The organism is Halorubrum sp. AJ67 (genome assembly GCF_000513435.1).
This window is the reverse complement of sequence record NZ_CBVY010000047.1, coordinates 1-2,141: the sequence shown is the minus strand read 5'-3', so window position 1 is coordinate 2,141 and position 2,141 is coordinate 1. Positions and strand designations below refer to the sequence as shown.

Annotated in this window: 3 protein-coding genes and 1 pseudogene; all 4 read right to left on the bottom strand. The window is 67.6% G+C overall.

Going from position 1 to position 2,141, the window contains the following annotated elements; translation table 11 throughout:
• Window positions 1-650, bottom strand: a pseudogene (locus BN903_RS15030) (glycosyltransferase family 4 protein); the annotation flags it as partial.
• 168 nt (window positions 651-818) lie between these two features.
• The gene (locus BN903_RS15025; RefSeq protein ID WP_048078500.1) at window positions 819-1,097 is read right to left on the bottom strand and encodes a DNA-directed RNA polymerase subunit L; all 279 of its coding nucleotides are present in this window, start codon (window positions 1,095-1,097) and stop codon (window positions 819-821) included.
• A gap of 163 nt (window positions 1,098-1,260) precedes the next feature.
• Entirely contained in the window at window positions 1,261-1,902 is a 642-nt protein-coding gene (locus tag BN903_RS15020) for a 30S ribosomal protein S3ae (protein ID WP_048078499.1), read from the bottom strand.
• A partial coding sequence (locus BN903_RS15015; protein ID WP_048078498.1) for a KEOPS complex subunit Pcc1 occupies window positions 1,899-2,141 on the bottom strand: 243 nt, incomplete at its 5' end. The genes BN903_RS15015 and BN903_RS15020, both read right to left, overlap by 4 nt.

Genomic DNA, 2,141 nt, shown 5'->3' with positions numbered 1-2,141 from the left:
CCTATCCCCTGTCGTGCCCTTGCCTCCCACGACTCCGCGGAGCTTCTTCATCGCGTACAGGAGGTGGAGATCCCCTTCTGGTCGGTGTGTCGCCCGACGAAGAACAGCATCTCGCCGTCGATCCCGAGGTCCGAACGGACGTCTTTCCCGGAGAACGTCGGCGTCGAGAAGCCGTTGTACACGACCCGCGAGTCCGCGTCGTACAGCTCCCTGATGTCCTCGCGGACGATCTCGCTGACCGCGATGTTCGTGTCGGCGGCGTTCGCGAGCCGGCGCTCGGTCTCGACCTCGCGGCTCGGCGGGTCGATGTTACGGTCGCTCGCCAGCGAGTGGAACGACGATACCCAGGTGGCGTCCGACTCGCGGGCGGCGGCGCGACCGGGGCCGTAGCCGAACCAGTCGTGCGTGTGGATCACGTCGTGATCCGGCGCGAGCTCGGCGAAGCGGTCGGAGAGCTGTCCCACGCGTGCGGCCACGTCGCCCTCGCCCGTCTCGACCGGTTCGAGTCCCGGCCCGTCGTCGGGCGCGAACTCCGCGGGCAACACCAGCGTGACGTCGACGCCGAGGTCGTCGCGCAGCCCGGTGAACAGTTCGCCGACGTGGACGTCGAGTCCGCCGGTGATGTTCGGCGGGAACCCCCATCCCAGCATGAGTACGCTCGGCGGCATACCCCCCCGTTTCGAGAGTCACCACTTAGGTATGCCCCTCCCGCGGGGGCGACCGCGCGGTGAGGGTGCCGCCGGTTGAACCGAAAGCGACGGCTGTTCGGAGCGAAAAAACGACGCCGGCCGTCGGCGTGAGAGATCGGTGAGAGAGACTCAGGCCGCGCGGACCGCGTCGCGCAGCGCGTCCGTGCGCTCGGTGATCGACTCGGCAGCGTCGGCGAGCACGTCGAGCGGGTCGCCCTCCTCCGACTTGACGGTGAGGACCGGCTCGGTCTGGCCGCCCGACTGCTCGGGGTTCACGTCGTAGGTCGCGGCCGCGACGTCCTCGGACTCCAGTAACGCCCCCTTCAGCACGTTCATGAACGTGTGGTCCTCCCCCGCGATCTCGATGTTGAGCTCCGTGTCGGTCTTTTCGATGACCCGCAGTTCCATACCTGTCAGGTCGGGCGAGCGGCGTTTCAAGCTTTCGTCTCCCGGATATCGGAAGATGCGGACAGGTCGCACGCTCGCCCCTGCCGGTCGGTCGAAACGGGGATCGGCGGCACCGCTCTCAGGTCGATAAACGGAGAAAGTCGGTCGCGGGTCGGCGACGGCGTTACTCGTCGACGGCCACTTCGTCGGCGTCGACGTCGACGGCGGTCTCCTCCTCGGCGGCGACCTCACGCGGGCGCGCTTCGAGGGTCAGCTTCTGGACCTCGACGCGGCGCAGCGGGTAGATCTCCTTGGCGTCGCCGTAGATGGCCGACGAGAGGTTCCCGTCGACGATCGCGTCGACGAACGCCTCGAAGGTGCGCTCCTCGGCGGCGGCGTGGACCTTGTCGATCATCACGCGGCGGATCGCCTTCTCCTGCGAGCGGTCCGCCTTCTTCGTCGTCAGCGCGACGGGCTGGACGCGGATGCGGTAGTCGTCCGTCGTCAGCACCGTGATCGACGCCTCGACCTTCGAGGCACCGCGGCGGACGAGCGAGCGCAGGTAGTCGCGCGTCAGCTCGTACTTGATGAACTCGGTGTACGCCGAGTCGCTGCCCACGTCGGTGATCTTGAAGGTCAGCTTCGTGTTGTTCGCGTTGGAGTCGCCCGTCAGCTGATCGAGCGTCGTCGTGATCGTGCGCCCGACGACCTGCTGGGGCTCCTCGGCGAGGGTCTCGCCGAGCTCCTGCCGGTCGAACTGTTCGGGCGCTAACACGGTGTACCAGCGCTTCTGTTCTCTGCTCTTGGATACGGATCGTTCGCTCATGTGTCGGTTGGTGTGTCGGTGTCGGTCGTCTGCGGTTCGTCTGTGGAGTCGGAGCGGTGCGTGGAGTCTGCGGTGTCCGCGGAGTCGTTCCCGAGGTGTGCGCGTCCGCGCTCGATAACGCGGTCGGCGACGCGCAGGTTCACGAGGTGGTCGTCCAGCGTCGACTGGAGTTCGCCCGTCGTCGGTCGCGCGACGGTACAGGCGACGACGTCGCCGTCGACGCGCGTGCGCATCGAGTC

Coding starts and splice junctions, on each gene's coding strand:
- BN903_RS15020 (WP_048078499.1), bottom strand. CDS start 1,902: ATGAGCGAACGATCCGTATCCAAGAGCAGAGAACAGAAGCGCTGGTAC.
- BN903_RS15025 (WP_048078500.1), bottom strand. CDS start 1,097: ATGGAACTGCGGGTCATCGAAAAGACCGACACGGAGCTCAACATCGAG.